At 40.4% G+C, this 275-nt stretch carries 1 protein-coding gene; it reads left to right on the plus strand.

What is annotated here, in order from left to right; all coding sequences use genetic code 11:
• The coding region (locus HC026_RS13235) for a transposase (RefSeq protein ID WP_168926230.1) at positions 1 to 275 on the plus strand (275 nt) is incomplete at both ends.

The raw sequence follows: 275 nt of genomic DNA on the forward strand, positions 1-275 counted from the left end.
TAACGACTCAAATCATGGATTACTTCATCAACCGATATTCTTTAACTGAACGCCAGCGGGTTCAAAGCGTGGTCGTTGATCTGAACGCTCAATACTGTCGCTTTATTAAACGGATCTTCCCCAATGCTGAGATTGTTATTGATCGATTTCACATTATTCAACTGGCTGGACGAGTACTTGATCAAGCTCGTATTCAAGCTTTTCAGACGATCTCTGATCACCGTTCACGTCTCTATCGAATATTAAAATCTCATTGGCGCTTATTCCATCAAAAT

It is taken from the genome of Secundilactobacillus angelensis, from assembly GCF_012641075.1.
Lineage (GTDB): Bacteria > Bacillota > Bacilli > Lactobacillales > Lactobacillaceae > Secundilactobacillus > Secundilactobacillus angelensis.